The organism is Pseudomonas kilonensis (assembly GCF_001269885.1).
In the GTDB taxonomy this organism is placed as follows: domain Bacteria; phylum Pseudomonadota; class Gammaproteobacteria; order Pseudomonadales; family Pseudomonadaceae; genus Aquipseudomonas; species Aquipseudomonas kilonensis.
In genome coordinates this window covers 141,234-165,869 of the sequence record NZ_LHVH01000022.1, presented here as the reverse complement: position 1 = coordinate 165,869, position 24,636 = coordinate 141,234, and the positions used below count along the sequence as shown (strand labels likewise).

Sequence of the window (24,636 nt, the reverse complement as noted above, 5' to 3'; positions counted from 1 at the left end):
TCGGTAATAAAAGCCCGGGGAGTCTCGTCGGGCCAGGCCACGGTGCCGCGTTTGCGGCTAACCGCGGCCTGGGCCCTGGCGCCTGCGGCAGCGGTGCTGTTCGCGTTCTGGCTGTTGCCGCTGGCGCACCTGATCGTGCTGGGCGGGCAACGTCGCGACGGCGGCGAAAACGGTTATTGGCAGGTACTGGGCAGTGCGCAATACCTGGGCAGCCTGGCACAGACTTGCCTGCTGGCTCTGGCAACGACCCTCGCGGCGCTGTTGGTAGGTGGCATCAGTGGGGGTTTCCTCAGTCGCCAGCGCTTCTTCGGTCGTTCGCTGTTGGTCGCCTTGTTGACCTTCCCGCTGGCATTCCCCGGTGTGGTTGTCGGTTTCCTGGTGATTCTGCTGGCTGGGCGCCAAGGCTTGTTCGCCAGTCTCGGTCTTGAGCTGGCGGGTGAGCGCTGGATCTTCGCCTACTCGCTGATGGGCCTTTGTATCGGTTACCTGTACTTCTCGATTCCGCGGGTGATCCTCACGGTGATGGCCGCTTGCGAAAGCCTGGATCGCAGCCTGGAAGAAGCCGCGCATTCATTGGGCGCCGGCCACTGGCGAGTGCTCTGCGATGTCATCGTCCCAGGCCTGGCGCCGGCGCTGGTCTCATGCGGAGCGATCTGCTTTGCCACCTCCATGGGCGCGTTCGGCACGGCCTTCACCTTGGGCACCCGCCTGAACGTGACCCCGGTGGCGATCTACAACGTGTTCACCAACTACGCCAATTTCGCCGTGGCCGCTGCGCTGTCGGTGGTGTTGGGGGCGCTGACCTGGGCGGTATTGCTACTGGCCCGGCGCCTGGCGAAAAATTCGAGGACAGTCTTGTGAGACGCTCAACGCTGTTTATCGGCCAGTTGCTGTTCACCCTGCTGGTCTGCGCGTTCATGTTGGTGCCGGTGCTGATGTCGTTGCTGGCCGGGCTGACACGCAATTATTTCCAGGGTGTGTCCAGCGGCCTGACGTTCGATTGGCTGGTGCAAGTCTGGCAGGCCTATTCGCCGACGGTCTGGCTCTCCCTGCAACTGGCCGTGGCCTGCGCACTGTGCGTCTGCGTGGTGGGTGTTCCAGCGGCTTACGCGCTGGTACGGATGAACAACCGCTTCAGCCATGCGTTCGAGGAGTTGATGGTGCTTCCGGTGGCGATGCCTGGCCTGGCCAGCGCCCTGGCGTTGCTGCTCACCTATGGGCAGTTTGGTGGATTTCGCAGCAGCTGGCTGTTCATTCTCGTCGGCCATGTGCTGTTCACCCTGCCGTTCCTGGTGCGCCCGGTGATGGCAGTGATGCAACGCCAGCACTTGCCCGTCCTGGAAGAAGCCGCGGCCAGTCTTGGCGCCGGGCCGCTGCGACGATTCTTCAGCGTGGTGGTACCCAATTGCCGGGCAGGGATTCTCGCCGGGGTACTCATGGTTGTTACGCTGTCGCTGGGCGAGTTCAACCTGACCTGGATGCTCCACACGCCGATGACCAAGACGCTGCCGGTGGGCCTGGCCGACAGTTATGCCTCGGCCAGGCTGGAAGTCGCCAGCGCCTACACCCTCATATTCCTGCTGATGATCGTGCCGCTGCTGATTGCGTTGCAGGCCATCAGCGCGCGCCTTTCCCGTGGAGAAAAACGATGACCGGAACCACCCTTCGCCTGGCGGGTTGCCGCAAGGCGTTCTCGGACGGCACCGTTGCCGTGCATGACCTGGACCTGACCATAGAGGCCGGCGAAACCCTGGCGATCCTCGGCCCGTCCGGTTGCGGTAAAACCACCACCCTGCGGCTGATCGCCGGGCTCGAGCGCCCGGATGTGGGGCAGGTATTTTTTGGCGACACCGACGTTACCCGCCTGCCCATCGAACGGCGCGACGTGGGCATGGTGTTCCAGAACTATGCGTTGTTTCCCAACCTGGATGTGGCCGGCAACATCGTCTATGGCTTGAAGATTCGCGGCATGGCGCCTTCCGAACGGAACAAGCGCTGCGCAGAGCTGCTGGAACTGGTGGGCCTTCAGGATCATGGCAAGCGCAGCATCCACGAGCTGTCCGGCGGCCAGCGCCAGCGAGTCGCCCTCGCCCGAGCCCTGGCGCCCAAGCCCCGGGTATTACTGCTCGACGAACCCTTGGCGGCACTGGACGCGCAGTTGCGTGAGCGCCTGCGCAGCGAACTGGATCAGTTATTACGCCATCTCGGCATTACCGCCGTGTTCGTCACCCACGACCAGGGCGAAGCCATGGCGCTGGGCGATCGGATCCTGGTCATGGAGCACGGCCGCGTCGCGCAATTGGCCAGCCCACGGGAAATCTATCAGCGACCGGCCAACGCGTTCGTCGCCAGTTTTGTCGGCAACCTCAACGCTTTTCCAGTGCTCAAGCACACGCCCCTGGGCTTGAAAGTCCATGGCGGAGAGTTGCCATGGCTGGGTGCCGGGCTGCCCACCACCGTCTATTGCCGCCCCGAGCATCTGCGGGTGATGGACAGAGAGGGGCATCTGCGCGGGCGCCTGGTGGGCCAGTTTTTCCAGGGCGCCCAAAGCCGCCTGTTGGTGGACGTCGGCGCCGCCCAACCATTGCTGGTGGACAGCACCGACGGCGTCATACATACCCCCGGCGCGCTGGTTGCCTTGGCCGTCGAGCCGCAGGTGCTGTTCACCCTGTCATCGTGATCTTCGTGTTTTCAGAGGGCTTATTTTGAATCATCCGTTTCTCATTGCGCAGATCAGCGACCTGCATCTCAAGGCCGGGGAAAAACTGACCTATGGCGTCGTCGACACCCTCGCCGCGTTGCGTCATGCCGTTGATCATTTGAATGCCCGGGTGCCGCGTCCCGACATCGTGGTGATCAGTGGCGACCTGGTGGACTTCGGTCGCCCTGATGAATACGCCGTGCTGCACCCCGAACTGGCGCGCCTGCACATGCCTTGCTACCTGGTGCCGGGTAACCATGACAATCGCGAGCATTTGCGGGCGGCATTTGCCGATCATGACTATTTGCCAAGCGTGGCCTGCGCCCCGTTGGACTGGGTGGTTGACAAGCATCCGCTGCGCCTGATCGGCCTGGACAGCACCATTCCCGGCGGCCATGGCGGTCGGTTGCTGGACAGCCAGTTGAGCTGGCTCGATGAACAGTTGGCCTGCCGTCCCGACGTGCCAACGCTGCTGGTCCTGCACCATCCGCCGTTTATCAGCGGCATCGGCCACATGGACCGCGAACCGTTCATCAACGCCTCGGCGCTGGAGCAGGTCATCGCCCGTCATCCGCAGGTGGAGCGCTTGCTGTGCGGGCATTTGCATCGGCCGATGCAGCGACGCTTCGGTGGCAGCCTGAGCTGCGTGTGTCCCGGCACCTCCCATCAAATTGTCCTGGATCTACAGCCAACCGCTCCCGCGCATTTCAACCTGGAACCACCCGGCTACCTGCTGCACCACTGGCATGGACAGGGGTTGGTGACCCATAACGGTGTGTTTGGCGAATATCCCGGGCCGTACCCCTTTTATGACGCTCATGGATTGATCGACTGATAACCCAGGGACTTTCATTGACGGCACTCTTTGGAGATTTATCCCCTACCCCACTCTAAGCATTGAAGATTTTCTAACGAGTCATTTAACGCATCGGCCCATCAGGTGATCGGCCGAGAGCTTCCTGCTGCCTTTTCAACATGCCCGGAACAGTGATTCCGCGGTGGAGTTCGTCCTGATGAAAGCCCTATTTCAAGTGCTGAGTGTTTTAACTGGCGGTGTGAGTCTGGTCCTGAGTCCATTGGCGTCTGCTGATTTTATCAGCGACAGCAAAGCCAACTTGAACTTGCGCAACTTCTACTTCAACAACGATAACCGTGACGGCGCCGCCGCACCTTCGAAGACCGAAGAATGGGGCCAGGCCTTCATGCTCAATTATCAATCCGGGTTCACCGACGGTACCGTGGGGTTCGGCCTGGATGCCATGGGTCTGCTGGGCCTGAAACTCGACAGCGGCGCGGGTCGTCATGTCGGCGGCTCGATGTTCCCAAACGATGGTGACAAGGCGGCGGACCAATGGTCGCGTCTCGGTGCAACAGCGAAGATGCGTGTTTCCAAGACCGAGCTGCGTTACGGCACCTTGCAACCAAAATTGCCGATCCTGGTTTCCAACGATGGCCGCCTGCTGCCGCAAACCTTCGAGGGTGGCCAAGTCACCAGCAATGAAATCGACAACCTGACCTTCACTGCCGGACAACTGGAACACGCCACCGGCCGTGCTTCCAGCGACAGCGCCGGCCTGGCCGTGGCGGGCGGCAGCCAGGAGAGCAACAAATTCACCTTTGCCGGTGGCGATTACAAACTGACCAAGGACCTGACCGCCCAGTATTACTACGCCAATCTGGAAGATTATTACCAGCAGCACTTCGCCGGCTTGCTGCATGTATTACCGTTGGGTGAATACGGCTCGTTGAAAACCGACCTGCGTTATTTCAAGACCACGTCCGATGGCAAGAACAGCAGCGCAGCCGGTCGCGCCAGTGGTTACAAACTTGGCGGCTATACCAAGGACGGCAGCGGTGAAATCGACAACGATACCTGGAGTGCGGCGTTCATTTATTCGTTGGGCGGCCATGCCATTACCGCCGGTTATCAAAGCGTGTCCGAAGACAGCAACTTTACACAACTGAACCAGGGCGGCCTGGTGGGCAAAGGTGAAGGCGGCGCGAGTCTTTATCTCTACACCGACCGCACCATCCAGACGTTCATCCAGGCCGGTGAGCGCACGGCATTCGCCCAATATGCCTATGACTTCGCAGCACTTGGCGTTCCGGGCCTGAAGGCATCGGTGATGTACCTCAAGGGCGACAACATCCAGACCGCCAGCGGCCGGGATGCCAGTGAATGGGAACGTGATATTTCCCTGGACTATGTGATCCAGAGCGGCGCGTTGAAGAACGTCGGTTTCGGCTGGCGCAACGGTATGTCCCGCAGCGATATTGCTCGTGACCAGGATCAGAATCGCCTGATCGTGAGCTATAGCATTCCGTTGATGTAACCGTGCAGAAGGAAGGAGCCGCCAGCACTCCCAATGCGGCTCCTTTCCTCCCTCCCTGTTGCGCTGACCCAACTGCGTGCACCTTCACAGGGCATGTCGATTCGCATGATCAGGCAAGAATCAGCCTGGATCGTGCAATCCACCCCAACCATTCCTTCCTATAGTTAACCAGAGCCAAACCATCTGGAGCTGGTCCCCCTATGAGCGCCCTGAACATAAACGGCCGTGAATACACGGTCGACGTAGACCCAAGCACCCCGATTCTCTGGACCCTGCGCGACACGCTAGGCATGACCGGCACCAAGTTCGGCTGCGGCGCGGCGCTGTGTGGTGCCTGCACCGTGCACCTGGATGGCCAGGCCATTCGTTCCTGCGTGACGCCCATCGCCGCCGCCGAAGGCAAGAAGATCACCACCATCGAAGCGGCCACCAACGGCAGCGACCCGGTCGGCAGCGCCGTGCACGAAGCGTGGGTCAAGCATGACGTGGCGCAATGTGGCTACTGCCAGAGCGGCCAGATCATGAGTGCGACCGCTTTTCTCAAGGCCCAGCCCAAGGGCAAGCAGCCCACGGCCGCCGAGATCGACTCGGCCATGGCCGGCAATATCTGCCGCTGTGGCACCTACGCCCGTATCCGCGCCGCGGTGGCTGATGCCGCCAAAGCCCTTGCCTGATCGGAGCTGACCATGTTGAACGAGATTTTTCCGAACGAGCAGCCTCGCGCCTTGCAACACATGCTTGAACGCGACGTGGCTGACGGCCCCGCTGCGCTGCCCCGCCGCAGCTTTCTCAAGATCGTCGGCATCGGCGGGCTGGCCTTGGGGGCGTTTCCACACCTGGCCCTGGCCCAGGAGGCCAATGGCGCCGCCGCAGCGCCGCTCAAGCCGACCCAGCAACCCTCCGCATTCGTACAGATCGCGCCCAGTGGCGAGGTCACGGTGACCATCAACCGGTTGGAGTTCGGCCAGGGCGTGCAGACCGGCTTGCCGATGATTCTCGCCGAGGAGCTCGATGCCGACTGGAGCCTGGTGCGCAGTCGCAACGGCAACAGTGACGCCGCCTACATGGACCCGGCCTTCGGCATCCACCTCACCGGCGGTTCCAACTCGATCAAGAACAGCTATACCCAGTACCGCGAACTCGGCGCCCGTGCCCGCGCCATGTTGCTGAGTGCCGCCGCCGCGCGCTGGAACGTCGACGTGGCGAGCCTGAGCACCCAGGTCGGCATGGTCCTCGGCCCGGCAGGCCGTAAAGCGAGCTACGGCGAACTGGCCGAAGCCGCGATGGCGATGCCGGTGCCCGAGCAGATCACGCTCAAGGATCCCAAGGACTTCCGCATCATCGGCCAGGCCACCACCCGTATCGATGCCAAGGCCAAGAGCAGCGGCCAGCAGGATTTTGGCATCGACATGCATCTGCCGGGGCAGCTCACGGCTGTCGTCGCCCGCCCACCGGTGTTCGGCGCCAAAATCGCCTCCCTGGATGACAGCGCGGCGCGGGCCACGAAAGGTGTAAAGGCCGTGGTGCGTGTGCCGCTGGACGGCGGTGCCGAAGGTGTTGCGGTGGTTGCCGACAGTTACTGGCAGGCGAAGCTGGCACGCGATGCACTGAAGGTGGAATGGAACACGTCCGCCGTGGAAAAAGTGGACAGCGAAAAACAACTGGCTCAATACCGGGAGCTGGCGGGCAAGCCAGGCCCGTTGCACTTTGATGCCGACATGACGCCGCTTGCCACCGCGCCGCATCAACTGGACGCCGAGTTCGTGTTCCCCTACCTCGCCCATGCCCCCATGGAACCGCTCAATTGCACCGTGCAGCTTGCTGGCAATGGCGCTCAATTGTGGGTCGGCACGCAATTCCCCGGCGGCGATGCGGCTGCGGCCGCCAAGGTGCTGGACCTCAAGCCAGAGCAGATCCAGGTGAACGTGCAGACCGCCGGCGGTGGTTTTGGCCGACGTGGCGTGCCCACCAACGATTTCGTTGTACTGGCTTGCGAAGTGGCCAAGGCCGCGCGCACCGCTGGGGTCAACGCCCCTATTCGCACCCTTTGGAGCCGGGAAGACGACATCAAGGGTGGCTACTATCGCCCCATGCACCTGCACCGCGCGCGCATCGGCTTTGATGACAGTGGCAAGGTCCTCGCCTGGGACCACGCCCTGGTCGGGCAATCGATCATCACCGGCACCGTGTTTGGTGGGCAGGTGAAAAATGGCATCGACCCGACCGCCACGGAAGGCCTGCGCAATCCGTATCCGCTGCCCATGCGGCTGACGGTTCATCACCCCAAGCTCAACGTTCCCGTGCTGTGGTGGCGCAGCGTGGGCTCCACCCATACGGCGTTTGTGATGGAAACGCTGATCGACGAGATTGCTCGCACGACCAAGCAGGATCCAGTGGCCTACCGGATGAAGCTGTTTGGTGACCAGAGCCCGCGCCATCGCGAGGCGCTGCAATTGGCCGTGGACAAGAGCGAGTATGGCAAGCGCCAATTACCGGCGGGCCATGCCTGGGGCGTGGCGGTCCACGAGTCGTTCAGCTCGGTGGTGGCCTACGTCGTCGAAGCCTCGGTGCAGGACGGCCGTCCGGTGCTGCACAACGTGACAGCCGGTGTGCACTGCAACCTGGCGGTCAACCCACGCAGTGTCGAGGCCCAGGTCCAAGGCGCGGCGCTGATGGGCTTGTCGATGTGCCTGCCAGGTGGCGCGATCACCCTGAAAGATGGTGTGGTGCAGCAGAGCAATTTTGCGGACTTCAGTGTGCCGCGCATTACCGACATGCCGGAATTCGCCGTCCACATCGTGCCAAGCGCCGAGCCGCCCACCGGAATGGGAGAACCCGGTCTACCGGCGTTGGCCCCCGCTTTTGCCAACGCCGTGGCGAGTCTGACGGGTAAACCGTTGCGTGAGTTGCCGTTCAAGTTGGCGTGACCGGGGTGTGAGGCTGTCTGGTCGCAATGCCAGGCACGCCTCACAATCACAAGCGAATGCGCTTGATATCCCGCTGCGGCGGCGCCCCAAAAAGACGGCTGTATTCACGGCTGAACTGCGAGGCACTTTCATAGCCAACCAAGCCCCCGGCACTGCTTGCGTCGACGTTCTGGCTCAACATCAACTGCCGAGCGGCTTGTAGCCGCAGTTGCTTCTGGTATTGCAACGGACTCATACCGGTCACGGTGCGAAAGTGCAGGCGAAACGTGGAAGGACTCATGTGCGCTTGTGCCGCCAGATCGTCCATGCGCAACGCTTGGCGAAAATTCAGTTTCAGCCAGGCGACGGTCTTGGCAATGTGCTGGCTGGGTGACCCGGCAGCGATCACATGCAGTAACTGCGGCGCGTGGGCACCGCTCAACAGGCGAGCGATGATCTCTTCCTTGATCAGCGGAGCCACTGTCTCAAGCAGCGGCGGCTCCTCCAGCAGGTCTATCAAGCGTCGCAGGGCGTCCAGCACCCCGGCATCCAGCGCTTGTACGGTAATCGGTCGAAACGCGTCGTCCCTCATGCGCTGTGACAACTGCATGCGCTCGGCCACCTGCATCACCATCGTGCTGTCGAATCTCAGCATCATGCCCAGGAATGGCTTGACGACACTGGCTTGGGAAACATGGGAAATGACCGGCAGATCCACGCAGGTCACCATGGACTGGCCGGGCGCGTAGGTCAGTATCTCGTCCCCGAGCATGGCTTGCTTGCGGCCTTGCAAGGTCACGCCGATGCCCAGGCCATAGATGCAGTGCGTCGGCGCGCTGATCGCGTTACGCCGATGCAGGCTCAAGCCGGCAATGGCGGTGATCTGGTCGCCTTCGCTGGGCACAAGCTGGCTGACCGAGCCGGCCAGGCGACTGATGTCGCTGGCGCCCCGGTCGCTTTTGAAATCGGTGTGCACATCTCACTCCTTGAAAACATCGGACCCACGACTTGCGGTGATGGCGAACGCTGTTCGGCATCACCCTAAGTCGTTGATCAATATGGACGCAGTATGCTGGGTCGGCGGTTCGAGTCGCTTGCCTGATTGAGGCAATTTCTACTCGATTTAACGATCCGTAGCTCGCATCAGTCACCTCGGGCCAGAAATGACAATGTGTTTCAGGAGTTGGGCGGGCACAAAGTGATGGTTTGGCTGGGTGCTAAAGATTCTGGAAGATGTAGCCGGTTGACCGTTGATCATCCAGCGCGACACCCACTTGCAGCAGTCGTTGGGCCAGGGCCGGCGTTTCGACCCGCACTTTCCAATCCAGGCCTGTCGGTGCCACGGGGGCGCGGTCGTAGCGCATGATCGCCTCAGCCAACTGCACTCGATCAGGCAAGTACACCGCCAGCGCGTTGCCCTTCCAAGCCGCGACGTTCATGCCCATCGCTTCACACAGCGCAATCTTGGCCTGGGCATCGTCCCTGTCCGCCTGGCGGGAACGTTCGATCTGATCGGCCAGGACCGGATCGACGACACGGTCGGTAAACAAAACCTCGCCCGTCTCCCAGACTTCGGGAGGACAGATCTTGTCGGCTGGACGCAAGGCAATGAGCGGATTGATTTCCATTGGGTAGATTCGACAGACCAACGGCCGTTCTTCATAAATACCGCAACGGCCATCGTCGCCGAGATTGCGGCACTGCGTCAGCGCATTGCCCGCCAGTACTGCAACGACTCGAATCTGGGCATCGCCACTGGTGACTGCCACGGCCCGTTGGGCGCTATGGGCAAATTGTCGAGGCTCCGAAGGCCAGGTCGACTCATCGAACGCCTCCAGTACGACCGCCACTTCATGTCCGCGTTGCAGCCACTGCCTTGCCTCGTCCAGCGTCAGTGGAATCAGCCGACCCTTGCAGCAAATCCCGCAGCCGTTGCAGGCAAAGCGGATCGCGTTGTTTTCCATATCAAGCACTCGCACACATGTTTTCGATGACCTACAAAAGCCCCTGCCACTCGGATACAGCTGTGGCAGGGCCTCAGGGCCGCGAGAGTATGTGGAGCGAAATGCCAATCCGCTTGCCGGATCCGCCGGTATGTTTGCCTGATCCAAGGTGATTTCAGGTATCAGCCCTTGGGAGGAAAATCCGTTGTTTCAGGCAACCCTTCACGCCAGAGGCTGGGAACGCGGCATCATTGAAGATGATCGGCGTCGATCACCGCCTGGGCGAACGCCTGCGGTGCCTCTTGCGGCAAGTTGTGGCCGACGCCACCATCGATCAGGCGATGTTCGTAGATACACAGAGATACATGCGTATACGCAAGGCTCGGTTTGCCGGACAAACCGAGAGGTGCAGGGAATCACCTGGGTCAGGATGCCAATGTTGTCGGCATTTCTCATTGGCCTTTGCTTTATGATGTTCACCATCTCATGACTGACTGATGGAGCCCCCATGACTTTCGATTTCGACACGGTATTGGAGCGCCACGGCACCGGCAGTACCAAATGGAGCCGCTACCCGGCCGATGTGTTGCCGATGTGGGTCGCTGATATGGACTTCCCCGCCCCGCCCGTGATCATCGACGCGCTGCACAAGCGCCTGGAGCATCCGATGCTGGGCTACAGCGTGGCCCAGGACGATCTGCGTGCCGCCGTCGTGGCCGACCTGTGGAACAAGTATGCGTGGCGCGTCGAGCCCCAGCAGATTGTGTTCCTGCCGGGTGTCGAGCCGGGTTTCAACATGGCGCTGCATGCCCTGGTGGAACCCCAGCAGAACGTCGTGGTGCAGGTGCCCAACTACCCGCCGCTGCGCAACGCCCCGAGTCACTGGCGGTTGAACAAAGTGGAATTGCCATTCGACCCGGTCAACGGTGAATTCCACACGCCATTGGCGGCATTGCGCGACGCGTTACAGGGCGGTGGCGCGCTGTTGCTGAGCAACCCTCACAACCCGTTGGGCAAGGTGTTTGACCGTCAGGAACTCAAGGCCGTGGCAGATATCTGCCTGGAGCAGAACGCCTGGATCATCTCCGACGAAATCCATGCCGAGCTGTGCTTCGACGGCCGCGTGCACATTCCAACCGCCTCCCTCAGCCCGGAGATTGCGGAGCGCACCATCACCCTGATGTCCGCCAGCAAGGCCTTCAATATCGCCGGGTTGAAAACCTCGTTCGCGATTATCCAGAACGCCAAGCTGCGCGAACGGGTCAACAGCGCCCGGGCCGGCATGGTCGACAGCGTCAATGCCCTGGGCCTTGAAGCGACCCGTGCGGCCTATAGCGAAGCCGGCCCGTGGCTAGAGGCCTTGAAGGCGTATTTGCAAGCCAACCGTGATTACCTGGTCGAAGCGGTGAACACGCGCCTGCCGGGCGTCACCATGACCGTGCCCCAGGGCACTTACCTGGCCTGGCTGGATTGCTCCGGGCTGGGACTGGATGACCCGCAGGCCTTCTTCCTGAAACAAGCCAAGGTCGGGCTGAGTGCCGGCCTGGATTTTGGCGACGACGCCGGTCAGTTCGTACGCTTGAACTTCGGCTGCCCGCGGGCGCTGCTGGAGGAAGGCATCGCGCGGATGGAGCGCAGCCTGAAAGCCAGGGGCTGATCCAACAGGCGACAACAATCCCCTGTGGCGAGGGGATTTATCCCCGTTGGGCTGCGAAGCGGCCCTCAAAACAGATCACTCGTTGTGTCAGGTTGACTTCGTGCGCTGTTTATTGGGGCTGCTTCGCAGCCCAGCGGGGATAAATCCCCTCGCCACAACAGTTACTCATGCATATCCGGCGCATGGACAAAACACAGTTTGTTCCCCTCAGGATCACGGCAATACGCCCCGAAATAGCCTTCGCAATACTGTGGCCTCGGGCCGGGTGGGCCTTCGTCGATACCGCCCATGGCCATCGCCTGCTCCCAGGCGGCGCGGACGGTTTGCGGCGAGTCGGCGGCGAAGCTCACTTGCATGCCATTGCCCCAGGTGGCGGGCAGGCCATTGAAAGGCAACTGGACGAAAACCTGTGGCCAATGCTTGCCGGGCCGCTGCCACCCCTCCCCCGGCGGGCCCGAGTCGTGTTCACCCTCGATGCGCTCCAGTCCCAGGCAGCCGAGGACTGCGTCATAAAAAGCGACCATTTTCGGCAGGTCACGCGCACCGATCTGTATGTGGCTGAACATTGTCCCGCTCCTTATCGAAACCCCGTACTGACATAGGAGAATACAGGTTCATCCAATGTTCGCCGGTGTCCTTTGTTCACCGACGAAACGCCCATTGTCACGCTCATCGACTGACAAGAAAATCCGACCGAACTCTGTTCGAAACCCCAGAGTCCACCCTCCATCGCAACCAAGCCTGGAGAACGACAATGGTCGACTACCCTTTCCCGCCTTTCCCGAAACAAAGCCAACCGGTGCCCGGCAGCCAACGGAAAATGGACCCCTACCCGGACTGCGGCGAACAGAGCTACACCGGCTCCGGACGACTGGCGAACAAAATCGCCCTGATCACCGGCGCCGACAGCGGCATCGGTCGCGCCGTCGCCATTGCCTTTGCCCGTGAAGGCGCGGACGTGGCGATTGCCTATCTGGACGAGCATGAAGACGCCAAGGAAACCGCCCGCTGGGTCGAGCAGGCCGGGCGCCAATGCCTGTTGCTGCCCGGTGACCTGGCAAACAAAGACCAGTGCCGAAAAATCGTCGATGACACCGTCGCCCGCTTCGGGCATATCGACGTCCTGGTCAACAATGCCGCGTTCCAGATGACCCATGAAAGTCTTGAGAAAATATCCGACGAAGAATGGGTGCGTACGTTCGATATCAACATCACGGCGATGTTCAGGATCTGCCAGGCTGCCGTGCCGCACATGAAGCCGGGGGGCTCGATCATCAACACCAGTTCGGTCAACTCCGACATGCCCAAGCCGACGTTGCTGGCGTATGCCACCACCAAGGGTGCCATCGCCAACTTCACCGGCGGCCTGGCGCAACTGCTCGGCCCCAAGGGCATCCGTGTGAACAGCGTGGCACCAGGACCGATCTGGACGCCGCTGATCGTGGCGACCATGCCAGAAGAGGAAGTACAGAACTTCGGTTCCCAGACCCCGCTTGGCCGACCCGGCCAACCGGTTGAAGTGGCGCCGATCTATGTGCTGCTGGCCTCGGACGAAGCCAGCTACATCTCCGGGACTCGCTACGGGATTACCGGAGGCAAGCCGATACTTTAAGCAAAGCGCAGTGTTTTACCTGTGGCGACGGAGCTTGCTCCCGCTGGGCTGCGAAGTTGAATGTGCTGGCCTCATCGCGAGCAGGCTCGCTCCCGCAGAAGAAACGCGTTCACCCGCGCCAAGGTCGTCTATATGGCCGCCTCCTTCAGCCCCTCACCCACCGCTCCCGCCGACTCGGTTCAGGCTTTTTTAAGAAAACCTTCTGCGGCAGCAGCAACCAGGCCAAGGCTGGCAGCAGAATCAAGGCGCCAAGCATGTTCACCAGGAACATAAAGGCTAACAAGATTCCCATGTCAGCCTGAAACTTGATCGGTGAAAACGCCCAGGTCGACACCGCCACTGCCAATGTCATGCCCGTCAACAACACCACTTTGCCGGTGAACAGAAGCGCCTGGTAATACGCCTGGGCCAAAGTGTCGCCGGCACGCATTCGCGCCAGGATCACGCTCAACACATAGAGCGCGTAATCAACGCCAATGCCCACGCCCAGTGCGATAACCGGCAATGTCGCGACTTTCACCCCCATGCCCAGCCCCACCATCAACGCCTCGCACAGGATCGAGGTGAGCATCAGCGGCAGCATCGCGCACAGGGTGGCGCGCCAGCTGCGGAAGGTCACCAGACACAACAGACTGACGGCGCCATAGACCCAGAACAGCATCTCGCGCATGGACTTCTTCACCACGATATTGGTCGCCGCTTCGATCCCCGCGCTGCCGGCCGCGAGCATGAACTTGACCTCCGGCATCTGGTGCCCAGCGATAAAGTTTTCACTGGCCTCCACCACCCGGCTCAAGGTGTCGGCCTTGTGATCGGCCAGGTAGACGTACAGCGACAGCATCGAGCAGCCCTGATTGAACAGTTCTCGCGGGGCACGGGTTTGCACGGCACCCAGTGCGCCGTCGTTGGGGATCAGTTCATACCATTTGAAGTTGCCTTCGTTATACCCGGCCGTGGCGATCTTGCTCAGCGCCGCCATCGAGGTGGTCGATTCCACGCCGGGCAATTGCTCCAGTTGCCAGGCCAGCGCGTCTACCGCGGAGAGGCTGGCGTAACGGGTGCATTGATCCTCCGGGGTCTTGATCATGACCACGAAAATATCCGAGCTGGCCGCATAGTTCTGGGTCATGAACAGCGCATCGCGGTTGTAGCGCGAGTCGGCACGCAGCTCTGGAGCACCGGGGTCCAGGTCGCCGATTTTCAGGTGCAGGCTCACGGCAAAACCAAACGCGGCCAACAGCAAGCCAACCAACATGGCGCCAATCGCCCAGCGACGTTGGGTGAACAGATCCAGCACCCGCCACAGGGGATGCTTGATCTGCGCCTGTTGCTCGGTGGTTTCCGCACTCAGGCTGCGTTGCGCCGCCGCTGGGCTGACGCCGATATAGCTGAGCAGGATCGGCAGCAGGATCAGGTTGGTGAAGATCAGCACCGCCACACCGAGGCTGGCAGTGACCGCCAGGTCCTGGATCACCCGAATGTTGATCAGCAGCAACACGGCAAAGCCCACCGCGTCACAGAGCAAAGCGGTGATGCCGGCGGCGAACAGGCGGCGGAAGGTATAGCGCGCGGCGACCACCCGGTGGGTACCGCGACCAATGTCCTGCATGATGCCATTCATCTTCTGCGCGCCATGGCTCATGCCAATGGCGAACACCAGGAACGGCACCAACGCCGAATAGGGGTCCAGCTCATAACCGAGCAGGGCCAGCAGCCCCAGTTGCCAAAGCACCGCCGCCAGTGAACAGGTCACCACCACCAGGGTGCTGCGTGCACAACGGGTGTAGCCAAACAGCACCAAGACCGTCACCAGCACCGCCACGACGAAGAACAGCAGTACCTGGGTCATGCCCTCGATCAGGTCGCCGACGATCTTGGTAAAGCCGGTGATATGAATCCGCAGGTCATCGGTCTGGTACTTGTCTCGCAACGCCTCCAGTTGCCGGGAAAACTCGCCATAGTCCAGCGCCTTGCCCGTCTGCGGATTGATTTCCAGCAACGGCACGAAGATCACGCTGGACTTGAAGTTGCCGGCGACCAATTGTCCGACTTCCCCGGAGCGGGCCACGTTAGTCCGTACCTGCTCGAGGCTGGTCGTCGAGCCATCGTAGTCGTCGGGGATCACCGTGCCGCCGTCGAGCCCCTCCTCGGTCACGGCGGTCCAGCGCGTGGTCGGGGTCCATAACGATTTCATGTAGGGGCGGTCGACACCGGGCAGCAGATAGAGCTCGTCGTTGAGCTTGGCCAGGGTGTCGAGGTAGTCCTTGGTGAAAATACTCCCCTGCTTGACCTCCACGGCGATGCGCAGCGAGTTGCCCAGGCCGCTCAACTCTTTGCGATTCTCCAGGAAATTGGCGACGTAGGGATGTCCGGTGGGAATGGTCTTCTCGTAACTGGCGTTGATGCCGATGCGCGTGGCTTGCCAGCCGAGCACCAATGTCACTAGCAGGCACAGCAGGATCACCAGCGGTCGATGGTTGAAGATCGCCCGCTCAGCGAAGTTGCCTGACGCCCGGTCGAAGTCTTCCTGGCGGCCGATCACGGTTTGGGTTCTGTCGTCTTTCAAGTTTGACTCCTGTTGCACGAGCCGTGGCTCGATAGCGCTACACCGTGAAGTTTCAAGGTTTACCGGAGGCCCGCGGATCCTGGTCAGCGGCCACGCCGGTCAAGCCGACGCTGGCCAGGCTGCCGTCGACCGCCTGTTGCACGGCAGCGAGCGTCCCGCCGCTGCGGCTCTGACGCTTGTCAAAGCTTCGACCCTGGTCATGACTGAATAAAAGTTCACCACTCTGGCTGGCCAACAGCAGGCCGCCGTCGCGCAGTTCGACGGCGCTCGCCAGTGTCGACTCGATACCGGTATCAAGGCGGCGCCAAGTGTTGCCACGGTCACCGGACCACCAGGCGTTGCCGCGCAAGCCATAGACCACCAAGGCCCCGTCGCGGGTGCCGAGCAGGCCGAAAAAGCTGCCCTCGTAAGGTGACTTCAAGGCCTGGAATGACTGTCCGGCGTCGGTCGAGCGCAACAGCAAACCGCGCTCCCCCACCAACCACAGATCGTTGCCCAAGGCGCGGATGCCATACAGGTTCAAGCCCTGCGGATTGTCCACATGCCGCATCCACGGCTGCCAGCTTCGCCCGCCGTCGTCGGTACGGAAGATCTGGTTGTAGGCGCCCACGACGTAGCCGTGCAGGCGGTCACTGAAGTACAGGTCGAGAAACGGCTTATCCGGTCCGTCATCGAGCATGCGCCGTGCCTGCGCCAAGTGGCTGGCACCGTCGGGTTGATTGACATCGCGCTCAGCGAACTGCACCGCCGAGGCGATGGCACGCTGACCGTCGAGTTGCTTCTGCCAGGTTTCCCCGCCGTCCCGGGTGTGCAGCACCACGCCCAGATGACCGACCGCCCAGCCCTGCTCGGCATCGACGAATTGCACCGCCGTCAGGCTGACGCTGACCGGCACCTTGGCCTGGCGCCAGGTGACTCCAGCGTCATCGGAGAGCAGCACGATCCCGCGCTCACCGACCGCCACCAGGCGCTCGCCGGCCCGGGCCAGCCCGAGCAACACCGAGCGCTGGGCCTTGGCGGTCGGCAAAGCCGGCTGTTGCAGCACGGCCAATGTCGTGGCCTGTGCAACCAAGGGCAGGCTCACCAACAGGCTCACCACCAAGACACAAACACCCCATAGCGGACTGCGGCGCGCAAAAATTTTTTCAACGTTCATATCGTTATTCCGCCCGGAAAATCGTAAGCGACCGCGACGAACCGCCTCCTCGCCACGGTCGCCACAGGTTCAACGCATGTTTTCGTTGGCCATGGCATCCGGCGTGAAATAGGACGCCGAAGGTCTCGCGATCTTCTGGTACTGAACCGTCAGGTCATTGCTCGATGCGTTGAGGAAGTAGGCCCCGGTGTCGAGGTTGTAGCTGCCCCACATGACCTGTGCGGTGAGGGCCGGCATATCCGGCGCCAGCAGCGTCAGCGAATACATCTGCCGGCCGAGCTTGCCCTGGGCGTCATAACCGTCGGCCATCAGGATCTGCCAGGAGTCTTCGTCGACGTAGTAGGTCCGACGTGGCACTACATGGCGCTTGCCGGATTTGAGCGTGGCCTCGACCACCCAGACCCGGTGCTTCTCCCAACGCACCAGATCAGGATTGAGGAAATTTTCCTTGACCAGGTCGTCGCTCTTGGCCAGCGCGGCGCGGTTATTGTTGTAGCCGACGATCAGCTCTTTCTTGCCCACCAGCTTGAGGTCATAGCGATCGGTAGGCCCGAACAGCATGAACGCTTCGTCGAACAGGCCGACGCCGGAGGTCACGAAGTCCGGCGTGTCATAGGCAATGTTCGGTGCCCGGCGAACCCGGCGCTGGCCGACCAGATACTGCCAGGCCGCCCGATTGGCCGGGTCCATGTCCCAATGGGTCATCAGGCCTTCGCCGGCCTTGGATGACGGTAACTCAGTCAACAGCTTGCCCACCTGGTACTTGCCCGCATAGTTTTCCAGGCTGCCGCCTTCGAAGTAGTAGGGAAACTGATAGGAGAACTGGGCCCGGGTCGCCTGGACTTTCTTGCCACCGGCGGTCATCAGCCAGGTATCGAACGGCGCGCTGATGGTGTCGCCACCCTGCCAGGACAACCGGTAATTCCACAGCACTTGGGCGCCGTTTTCCGGGATCGGGAACGGAATGCCGCCGTAGGCGTTGGAGACCTTCTCGCTGGCCACGTCCAGCGCGGCGCGAGTGGCGTTCTTGCTGGTGTTGTCATACACCCATTGCGGGGCGGCGGCCGAGCGATGGGTCGGGTACACGTCCAGGCGATAGTCCGGGTATTTCTTCAACAGCAGCTTGGTCCCTTCGGCCAATTCGCTGGCGTACTGCTCCATGTTCGAAGCTTTGATCGAATACAGCGGTTTCTCGCCGGCGAATGGATCGGGACGCTTGTCACCCGGTTTATAGCCGGGCGTGACCTGGGTATAACCGCCCTGCCAAGCCGGGATACTGCCATCGGCATTGCCGGCACGCTCGCCACCCAGGGGGGTCAGATCGGTTTTCAAGCGTGCGGCCTGTTCAGGCGACACCGCCGCCTGCGCCAGCCCCATGCCGGCAAGGGCCAGGGTCAGGACGCAGGTGTTCAGGAATGTTGTGTTCTGCATGGCGAATCCACCTTATTAGAATGAGGTTTTCACGTAGAGCGAGACGAAGTCGCGGTCGGCCAACGACTGTCCGTAACTGAAATTGCCGTCCTCGCGCAGCCCGGCTTTCGGTGCGCCGAAGAAGTTCACGTAGTTGAGGCCGACATCCCAGCGTTGCAGATAGGTGGCTTTGAGCCCGACACTCCAGTCACCGGAATGGGTGTTGCCGAAGCCGGATTTGTTGACCGCCGATGAGCGCCCGTCGAGCACTATCCCCATGCCAATCGGCACGGTCAGGTCGATTCCGTCGACAATCTGGAAGTACGCCGGCTCGATCAATACCCGCAGCGCCGTGGCATCGCGGGTGGTGTTGGAGTCCAGCGCGGCAGCGTTCTTGGTCACGCTCAGGGTGCGGTTCCAAGCCAGTTCAGCCAGGGCCGAGCCGCCGTCCCAGAACGCGGTGGGCGATAACAGGTAGATGGCCGACAGGTTGGCGTGGGCGGTCTTGCCCCTGGCGAACAACTCATTGTCGCCACCATCGGCCGCCATGCCGGGGGTCACTACTTGCAGATTGCTCACCAGCGGCGCGTTCCAGCGCAGCGACGTTTCACCGGCAAAGTTGAACGGGCCGTAGGCGGTGGAGAAGCTGACGCCGGCGGTCTTGATGTCTTCGGCGTAGACCTGACGATAGGAACCCAGGATCGGCAAGCCAGTGGCCGCAGACGCCGGACCGTCCAGGTAGGCGTACAACCCGATCGGCGCTTTATCGTGATACTGGGCCGCGTAGAAACCCAGTTCCAGCTCGGTGCCGGTGGGTTTGTAGCGGATCTGCATGCCGCCCTGCCCCGAATTGCGCGGTTTAAGATCACCGCCATTCACCGTGTCATTGCCGAACACTTCGCGCAGTGGGCCACTGCCGTAACCGATGGCATCGACGTCGCTCAGGTAGCTGCCGGCGCCGGGCAGATTGGAACGTTCCCACTCAAACTGATAGTAAGCGCCCACCGACAGCTGCGGGTTGATCTGCAACTGCCCGGAGATCTGATTGACCGGGCGCAGGATCTCCTTGAATTGAGTCCCCGGCACGCTGAGCAACTTGACCACATCGGTCGGGCCCTGGGCATTGGCAATGCCGTTGCCACCGTAGAACAGGCTTTCCCCGTAGATCAGGCTGTGTCGGCCCAGGCGTGCCACGCCCTGGGAGTCTTCACCGAGATCCCCGCGCAAGAACACGAAGGCATCGAGAATTTCCGCGTCGCGACCGTGAAGCTTGCGAGTTTCACTGAGGAAATTCGGTTGCTCGCTGCTGTCAGTGTCCTGGTTGTAGATATCGTCGTACCAGGCTGCACCGCTCACGCGCAGACCATAGTTTTGCCGGCTCAGGTCCATTTCGGAAAACAGGTCCAGGCGGTTGGAGACCAGGCCACGGCTGAAATTCTTGTCGCCCTGGCTCTGGATCGAGGGGTACAGGCCGTTGGCGGTTGGCGCATTGACCAAGCGGCTGTCCTGTCCCTGCAGGCGCCAGGCCTGGCTGTACTTGATGGTGTTGTCCCAGCGCAGTTTCCAGTCGGAGTCACCCAGGTCCATTTGCATGGCCTGGACCCTTTCGACCATCACACCGGTGCTGCATAACGCCAGGAACAGGGCGCAATGCTTGAAACCAAAGCAATCTTTGAGGTTATCCATGGACGCTTCTCGTTATTGTTATTTTTTGGCATGGCTTTGCAGCCAACACGCTCAGGTAGCGGCTTGCACCGCGTTCTACGGCTGCGCATTCAGATGTAGGTGGAGGCCAATCCACCATCGACCGGCAGGTTGACGCCGTTGATCCAGCGCGACTCGTCGGCACACAGGAAAGCGATCACCGCCGCCACCTCATCGGCGTAAGCAGGACGTTTCATGCGATGGGCATCGGCCTGGGTCCGGGCCTCGCCGAGCATGCTCACGAAGTCGTCGAGGATGGGCGTGAACACCGGGCCCGGGGCGACACTGTTCATGCGCACCGAATGCTCAAGGAACCAGGGTTGGGCCTGCAGATAGGTCCAGACGATCAAGGCTTCCTTGAAGTACTGGTAGCAGGTCTGGTCCGGCACCCGGTGGTCGGCCAGCCAGGCTTGCGCGGCGGCAAAATCTTCGATGCGCGCCAGCGCCTTGTGCTGTTCCAGGCGCAACGGCCATTCGGCGCCGAGGATCGAGGCGATATTGACGATGCTGCCGCCCGCGTTGATGCGCGGCAGCAGCGCACGGCTCAAGTGGCGCAACCCAAGGTAGTTGACCCGCGCCAGCAGTTGCGGGTTGGCGGTGCCCGGCACCCCGGCGATGTTGCACAGGCTGTCGAGCCGTGCGGGTAGCTGCGGCAGCAACCGTTCGATGTTTTCGGCGCTGCTCAAATCGCCCTGCACAAAACCGTCCAGGGTCATGTGCGGCGCCTTGAGGTCCACGCCAATCACTTGGGCGCCATGGGCGCGCAGCAGGCTCGCCGTGGCAGCACCAATGCCTGATGAGACACCGGTCACCAGCACAATCTTGTTGTCGAGTTTCATGTTGAGTCCTCTTATTATTTTTGTGTACTCGCAGGGCCCTCAGCTCATCGGGCCCTGTAAACCTGCCGGTCAGAACGGGTAGACCGGCGCCTGATCCTTGACCGTCACCCACTGCCATTGCGTGTATTCGTCCCAGTCCGCCGGGCCACCGACGCTGCCGCCATTGCCCGAGGCGCCGCGCCCGCCGAACGGGTTGATGCACTCATCGGCGACGGTCTGGTCATTGATGTGCAACATGCCGCACTGCAATCGCTCACCGATGGCCATGGCCCGGCCCACCGACGGCGAGATGATCGCCGCCGCCAAACCGTACTCGGTGCGGTTGGCCAACTCGACGGCCTCATCATCGGTGGCGAAGCTGACCACCGTTGCCACGGGCCCGAACACCTCCTCATCGAAGGCCCGCATGCCGGGTTTCACGCCGCTGAGCACCGTGGCCTGATAGAACAGCCGATCGTGCTCGCCACCTGCCTCCAGTCTAGCCCCGGCGCGCACGGAGTCGCTGACGATGTCGTGCACCCGTTTGAGCTGGCGCTGATTGATCAGCGGCCCCAACGCAGCTTCGCCCTGGGCGGCGTTGCCGACGGTCAAGGCCTGGGCTTTTTCCACCAGTTTGCGGGTCAGTTCTTCGGCGATGGATTCATGGGCGAGGATCAACCCGGTGGCCATGCAGATCTGCCCTTGATGCAGCCAGGCGCCCCAGGCCGCGTTGCGGGCGGCGAGGTCGAGGTCGGCGTCTTCAAGAATGATCAACGGGTTCTTGCCACCCAACTCCAGCGCGACCTTCTTCAGGTTGCGCCCGGCGACTTCAGCGACCTTGCGACCGGCGCCGGTGGAACCGGTAAAGGCGATCATGCGTACGTTCGGGTCGCGGCACAGCGCCTCACCGGCATCCGCCGCGCCGGGCAACACTTGCAACAAGCCCTTGGGCAGCCCCGCTACCTCGAACAACCGAGCGATGAGGAAACCGCCGCTCACCGGGGTCTGCGGATCCGGCTTGAGCACCACCGCATTGCCCGCCGCCAGGGCTGGCGCAACGGAGCGCATGGACAGCACCAGGGGAAAGTTGAAGGGCGAAATCACCCCGACCACGCCATGGGGCTGGCGCCGCGCATAGGACAGGCGCCCCGCCTCGCTGGGCAGGACCACCCCATGGGCCTGGGACAGCAGGCCGGCGGCCTGGTGCAGCAGCACGATGGCTTCGCGCACTTCATGTTGGCCCTTGAACAGCGCGGCGCCGGTCTCCCGGGCCACGTACAGCGCCAGTTCGTCGAAGGACTGCTCAGCCACGTCAGCGGCCTTGCGGAAGATCGCCGCGCGTTGCCGCGGGCCCAGCGCCGCCCACCCCGGCTGCGCCACGGCGGCGTCGCGGCTGGCCTTGGCGATGTCGGCAGAGTCGGCCGTGGCACAGCGCATCAGCCGCTCACCGGTGGCCGGTTCAATGATCGATTGCAGCGGACCCGACGCAGGCACCCAGTCACCGTTGAAGACACATTCCGACTCGATCACCTGGGACAACAGGTGGCTTTTGGATGCAGACATTTAACACTCCCGGCTCTTTGTTGTTGTCATCGTTTGCCGCACCTGGAAGGTATCGACGCAAACGCCGTACTCGTGCTTGAGCAAGCGCTGTGCCGGTTTTGCCTGCGGGCCTTGATAAACCTGGCGCAGGGCTCTGGATCAATGCTCTGCATCGAGTGCAAGACTGATGACGCATCTGCCGACGTGGCCGTTGGCCAGCTGCCGCTTGTTCATTTGATAAAGTTATGCTTAATAACTATCTCGCCAGATGATCATTTCGATCACCCGCCATCAGGGGCATAACAATGAATAATCCCCACTGCCAGTTGCCGGATCACCGGATCGCCACCGAGCATTTCCGTCCACGGGGTGACAGCAAAGAGCTGACCGACAGCAGTTCGCCCACGACGGCAGAACTCACCGCGTGCCTGTTTTTCTCCCCCGACGACGGCCGTATCTGGCTCAACGACCAGCGCATGTTGCTGCTGCACAGTTCATCCTTCGGTGCGTTGCGCCGGGAAATCATCGAACGCCAGGGGCTGGAACAGGCCCGTGGCATGCTCACCCGCACCGGCTATTCCTCCGGTGCTCGGGACGCCCGGCTGATTCGCGAACGCTGGCCCCACGCCGATGCCGCGGCGGTGTTTCGCGCCGGCACGCATCTGCACACCCTTGAAGGCATGACCAAGGTCGAGCCGCTGCATTTCAAGTTCGATGCCGACTCCGGGTTCTATGAAGGGGAGTTTCTCTGGCATCACTCTTGTGAGGCCGACGAGCATGTCGCCGCCTATGGCACCGGTCAGGATCCGGTGTGCTGGACCGAACTGGGCTACGCAATCGGTTTCGTCAGTGGGCTGTTCGGGCAACTGGTGATCTTCCGCGAAGTGGAATGCCGAGGCATGGGGCATGAACGCTGCCGTGTCGTCGGCAAGACCGCCGAGCAATGGGGCGATGTCGAGCAGGACCTCAATTACCTCAACGCCTCACCGCCAGCGGTCGTCGCGCGCACCGACAGCCAGTCCGACAGTGTTGCCGGAACCGCCCCGCTGCCGGACAGCGAACAGCCGCTGATCGGTGCCAGCGCCGCCTTCAACGCCGCGACCCAGGCCTTGCAACGGGTGGCCTTGACCCCCGCCACCGTGCTGGTCAGCGGCGAATCCGGCGTCGGCAAAGAGATGTTCGCCCGCCAACTGCACCAGCTGAGTCGCCGACGTGATGGTCCGTTCATCGCCCTCAACTGCGCGGCCATCCCCGACAACCTGATCGAGGCGGAACTGTTTGGCGTCGAACGCGGTGCCTATACCGGGGCCACCCATTCGCGCCCCGGGCGTTTCGAGCGCGCCCATGGCGGCACGTTGTTCCTGGATGAGATCACCTGCCTGAGCCTGGCCGGGCAAAGCAAGTTGCTGCGCGCCTTGCAGGAACGGGAAATCGAACGGGTCGGTGGCGGCCACGGCATCAAGGTCGATGTGCGGGTCGTCGCGGCCACCAACATCGACCTGCGCAAGGCCGTGGCGGACGGCGCGTTTCGTGAAGACCTGTTCTACCGGCTCAACGTCTACCCCATCGCCCTGCCGCCCTTGCGCGAGCGCCGCGATGACATACCGCTGCTGATCAATGCCTTTCTCAAGCGTTTTTGCCAGGAATACGGCCGCACCCCGATGGGCCTGACCATGCGCGCCTTGAAGGTCCTGCTGCGCTATGACTTTCCGGGCAACGTGCGGGAATTGCAGAACCTCATCGAGCGCGGTCTGATCGCCAGCGAAGAAGGCCAGGCGATTGACCTGGTCCACCTGTTTCGCAATGAACAACTGCCGGTGGACGCGTATTCCGTGGACCTGCACGGCGGTCTCTCACCGATGGGCCTGGCCGCCAACGACGCTGCGGAAAAACCGGCCCTGCTCCAGTCCCTCAGCCAACTGGACTCGGACTTCTCCATTGACGGCCTGGAGTCACGGCTGATCAACGAAGCCCTGCAACTGAGCAGCGGCAACCTGGCAGCGGCCGCACGCTCATTGGGGCTGAGCCGGGCACAATTCGCCTATCGGTTGAAGAAGCATCAACGGGGTGTCCCGGACTAATCCCGAACCTGGGGGCCACCACAAATCCCCTGTGGGAGCGAGCTTGCTCGCGATGGCGGTGGATCAGCTGACATTGATGTTGGCTGTGCTGACGCCATCGCGAGCAGGCTCGCTCCCACACTGGTTTCTGGGTGACTGCAAGGTCTGTGTCCGACACAAATCCCCCTGTGGGAGCGAGCCTGCTCGCGATGGCGGTGGATCGTGCTC

General features: G+C 62.0%; 19 protein-coding genes and 1 pseudogene. 10 read left to right on the top strand and 10 right to left on the bottom strand.

Annotated elements, in window-relative coordinates:
• The first annotated feature begins 6 nt into the window (after positions 1–6).
• The 7 genes from AD662_RS15035 to AD662_RS15005 all read left to right on the top strand — a co-directional run bounded on the left by AD662_RS15035 (position 7) and on the right by AD662_RS15005 (position 7,961).
• Positions 7–861: an ABC transporter permease gene (locus AD662_RS15035; RefSeq protein ID WP_139213180.1), complete on the top strand. Its 855-nt coding sequence runs from the start codon at positions 7–9 to the stop codon at positions 859–861.
• Positions 858–1,652 (top strand): ABC transporter permease, encoded by a 795-nt coding sequence (locus tag AD662_RS15030; protein ID WP_053188424.1) that lies wholly within the window; start codon positions 858–860, stop codon positions 1,650–1,652. The genes AD662_RS15035 and AD662_RS15030 overlap by 4 nt, the downstream gene beginning before the upstream one ends.
• Entirely contained in the window at positions 1,649–2,680 is a 1,032-nt protein-coding gene (locus AD662_RS15025) for an ABC transporter ATP-binding protein (protein WP_053188421.1), read from the top strand. Before AD662_RS15030 ends, AD662_RS15025 begins: the two co-directional genes overlap by 4 nt.
• A 25-nt stretch (positions 2,681–2,705) precedes the next feature.
• Positions 2,706–3,536, top strand: a complete 831-nt coding sequence (locus AD662_RS15020) for a phosphodiesterase (protein WP_053179788.1) — start codon at positions 2,706–2,708, stop codon at positions 3,534–3,536.
• A gap of 178 nt (positions 3,537–3,714) precedes the next feature.
• On the top strand, positions 3,715–5,034 hold the full coding sequence (locus AD662_RS15015; protein WP_053188418.1) for an OprD family porin: 1,320 nt from the start codon (positions 3,715–3,717) through the stop codon (positions 5,032–5,034).
• Between the two features lie 200 nt (positions 5,035–5,234).
• Positions 5,235–5,708, top strand: a complete 474-nt coding sequence (locus AD662_RS15010) for a (2Fe-2S)-binding protein (protein WP_003201837.1) — start codon at positions 5,235–5,237, stop codon at positions 5,706–5,708.
• Between the two features lie 12 nt (positions 5,709–5,720).
• The gene (locus AD662_RS15005) at positions 5,721–7,961 is read left to right on the top strand and encodes a xanthine dehydrogenase family protein molybdopterin-binding subunit (protein ID WP_053188414.1); all 2,241 of its coding nucleotides are present in this window, start codon (positions 5,721–5,723) and stop codon (positions 7,959–7,961) included.
• A 46-nt stretch (positions 7,962–8,007) separates the two neighbouring features.
• Here the strand turns inward: AD662_RS15005 and AD662_RS15000 are convergent, their stop codons facing one another.
• The 3 genes and pseudogenes from AD662_RS15000 to AD662_RS29815 all read right to left on the bottom strand — a co-directional run.
• The gene (locus AD662_RS15000) at positions 8,008–8,916 is read right to left on the bottom strand and encodes an AraC family transcriptional regulator (RefSeq protein ID WP_053188411.1); all 909 of its coding nucleotides are present in this window, start codon (positions 8,914–8,916) and stop codon (positions 8,008–8,010) included.
• A gap of 241 nt (positions 8,917–9,157) precedes the next feature.
• Positions 9,158–9,904: a YkgJ family cysteine cluster protein gene (locus AD662_RS14995; RefSeq protein WP_053188408.1), complete on the bottom strand. Its 747-nt coding sequence runs from the start codon at positions 9,902–9,904 to the stop codon at positions 9,158–9,160.
• A 227-nt stretch (positions 9,905–10,131) separates the two neighbouring features.
• A pseudogene (locus AD662_RS29815) lies at positions 10,132–10,233 on the bottom strand (alpha/beta hydrolase); the annotation flags it as partial.
• A gap of 158 nt (positions 10,234–10,391) precedes the next feature.
• On the opposite strand from AD662_RS29815, the gene AD662_RS14990 reads away from it, so the two are divergent.
• Positions 10,392–11,540 carry a MalY/PatB family protein gene (locus AD662_RS14990; protein WP_053188405.1) on the top strand — a complete coding sequence of 383 codons (1,149 nt, stop codon included), beginning with the start codon at positions 10,392–10,394 and terminating at the stop codon, positions 11,538–11,540.
• Between the two features lie 161 nt (positions 11,541–11,701).
• On the opposite strand, the gene AD662_RS14985 is transcribed toward AD662_RS14990, so the two are convergent.
• On the bottom strand, positions 11,702–12,106 hold the full coding sequence (locus tag AD662_RS14985; protein ID WP_018604023.1) for a VOC family protein: 405 nt from the start codon (positions 12,104–12,106) through the stop codon (positions 11,702–11,704).
• A gap of 188 nt (positions 12,107–12,294) precedes the next feature.
• On the opposite strand from AD662_RS14985, the gene AD662_RS14980 reads away from it, so the two are divergent.
• The gene (locus AD662_RS14980) at positions 12,295–13,152 is read left to right on the top strand and encodes an SDR family oxidoreductase (RefSeq protein ID WP_053188402.1); all 858 of its coding nucleotides are present in this window, start codon (positions 12,295–12,297) and stop codon (positions 13,150–13,152) included.
• Positions 13,153–13,297: 145 nt separating this feature from the next.
• Here the strand turns inward: AD662_RS14980 and AD662_RS14975 are convergent, their stop codons facing one another.
• From AD662_RS14975 to AD662_RS14950, 6 genes are all read right to left on the bottom strand, one after another.
• On the bottom strand, positions 13,298–15,718 hold the full coding sequence (locus tag AD662_RS14975; RefSeq protein WP_053188399.1) for an efflux RND transporter permease subunit: 2,421 nt from the start codon (positions 15,716–15,718) through the stop codon (positions 13,298–13,300).
• A gap of 52 nt (positions 15,719–15,770) precedes the next feature.
• On the bottom strand, positions 15,771–16,874 hold the full coding sequence (locus tag AD662_RS14970) for a WD40/YVTN/BNR-like repeat-containing protein (RefSeq protein ID WP_053188396.1): 1,104 nt from the start codon (positions 16,872–16,874) through the stop codon (positions 15,771–15,773).
• 69 nt (positions 16,875–16,943) lie between these two features.
• Positions 16,944–18,305, bottom strand: coding sequence for a DUF1329 domain-containing protein (locus AD662_RS14965; protein WP_053188393.1), 1,362 nt, complete (start codon positions 18,303–18,305; stop codon positions 16,944–16,946).
• Positions 18,306–18,320: 15 nt separating this feature from the next.
• Positions 18,321–19,970 (bottom strand): DUF1302 domain-containing protein, encoded by a 1,650-nt coding sequence (locus AD662_RS14960; RefSeq protein WP_053188390.1) that lies wholly within the window; start codon positions 19,968–19,970, stop codon positions 18,321–18,323.
• Between the two features lie 89 nt (positions 19,971–20,059).
• Positions 20,060–20,827: a coniferyl-alcohol dehydrogenase gene (locus AD662_RS14955; protein ID WP_018604029.1), complete on the bottom strand. Its 768-nt coding sequence runs from the start codon at positions 20,825–20,827 to the stop codon at positions 20,060–20,062.
• A gap of 69 nt (positions 20,828–20,896) precedes the next feature.
• Positions 20,897–22,369, bottom strand: a complete 1,473-nt coding sequence (locus AD662_RS14950; protein ID WP_024618521.1) for a benzaldehyde dehydrogenase — start codon at positions 22,367–22,369, stop codon at positions 20,897–20,899.
• 284 nt (positions 22,370–22,653) lie between these two features.
• Here AD662_RS14950 and AD662_RS14945 point away from each other — a divergent pair, with 284 nt between their 5' ends.
• A complete protein-coding gene (locus AD662_RS14945; protein WP_053188387.1) occupies positions 22,654–24,429 on the top strand; it encodes a sigma-54-dependent Fis family transcriptional regulator in 1,776 nt (591 codons plus the stop codon).
• The last annotated feature ends 207 nt before the right edge of the window (positions 24,430–24,636 follow it).

Bases quoted from the DNA above. Each gene is read 5' to 3' on its own strand.
- AD662_RS15010 (WP_003201837.1), top strand. From the start codon at position 5,235: ATGAGCGCCCTGAACATAAACGGCCGTGAATACACGGTCGACGTAGAC.
- AD662_RS14950 (WP_024618521.1), bottom strand. From the start codon at position 22,369: ATGTCTGCATCCAAAAGCCACCTGTTGTCCCAGGTGATCGAGTCGGAA.
- AD662_RS14965 (WP_053188393.1), bottom strand. From the start codon at position 18,305: ATGCAGAACACAACATTCCTGAACACCTGCGTCCTGACCCTGGCCCTT.
- AD662_RS14990 (WP_053188405.1), top strand. From the start codon at position 10,392: ATGACTTTCGATTTCGACACGGTATTGGAGCGCCACGGCACCGGCAGT.
- AD662_RS14945 (WP_053188387.1), top strand. From the start codon at position 22,654: ATGAATAATCCCCACTGCCAGTTGCCGGATCACCGGATCGCCACCGAG.
- AD662_RS14970 (WP_053188396.1), bottom strand. From the start codon at position 16,874: ATGAACGTTGAAAAAATTTTTGCGCGCCGCAGTCCGCTATGGGGTGTT.
- AD662_RS15015 (WP_053188418.1), top strand. From the start codon at position 3,715: ATGAAAGCCCTATTTCAAGTGCTGAGTGTTTTAACTGGCGGTGTGAGT.
- AD662_RS14980 (WP_053188402.1), top strand. From the start codon at position 12,295: ATGGTCGACTACCCTTTCCCGCCTTTCCCGAAACAAAGCCAACCGGTG.
- AD662_RS15025 (WP_053188421.1), top strand. From the start codon at position 1,649: ATGACCGGAACCACCCTTCGCCTGGCGGGTTGCCGCAAGGCGTTCTCG.
- AD662_RS14960 (WP_053188390.1), bottom strand. From the start codon at position 19,970: ATGGATAACCTCAAAGATTGCTTTGGTTTCAAGCATTGCGCCCTGTTC.
- AD662_RS14995 (WP_053188408.1), bottom strand. From the start codon at position 9,904: ATGGAAAACAACGCGATCCGCTTTGCCTGCAACGGCTGCGGGATTTGC.
- AD662_RS14985 (WP_018604023.1), bottom strand. From the start codon at position 12,106: ATGTTCAGCCACATACAGATCGGTGCGCGTGACCTGCCGAAAATGGTC.
- AD662_RS14955 (WP_018604029.1), bottom strand. From the start codon at position 20,827: ATGAAACTCGACAACAAGATTGTGCTGGTGACCGGTGTCTCATCAGGC.
- AD662_RS15005 (WP_053188414.1), top strand. From the start codon at position 5,721: ATGTTGAACGAGATTTTTCCGAACGAGCAGCCTCGCGCCTTGCAACAC.